Origin of the sequence: Pauljensenia sp. UMB3104 (assembly GCF_030217285.1) — a bacterium.
In the GTDB taxonomy this organism is placed as follows: domain Bacteria; phylum Actinomycetota; class Actinomycetes; order Actinomycetales; family Actinomycetaceae; genus Pauljensenia.
Map to the genome: position 1 here is coordinate 1 of NZ_JASONN010000289.1, position 275 is coordinate 275.

Consider the following 275-nt stretch of genomic DNA (forward strand, 5'->3'; position numbering starts at 1 on the left):
TCTGCAAGTTGAACAATGTGGGATTCAAGCAGCTCTCGCAAAAATAGGCACAAAGCTCTAAGTGCTTCGAAGTTCTCTTCAGGAGAAGTCTCATTCTTTTTGAATGGATTAGGTGCATGGAGGATCGCGCTGACAAGACCAAAACTGCGTCCGACTTCGGATTCCTGGAGTCCAACTTCCGGTCGTACGCCTTGCCCCACAGTTCCATCATGGGTAACATATCCGAACGAACATGGCCAATAGTTTGGATTAAGCTCCTTCAAACGTTTTCGCAT

1 protein-coding gene is annotated in these 275 nt (G+C 46.9%); it reads right to left on the reverse strand.

Annotated elements, in window-relative coordinates; genetic code table 11:
* Positions 1-200: hypothetical protein (locus tag QP415_RS11745; RefSeq protein ID WP_285100198.1), on the reverse strand; the 200-nt coding region annotated here is incomplete at its 3' end.
* Between the last annotated feature and the right edge of the window lie 75 nt (positions 201-275).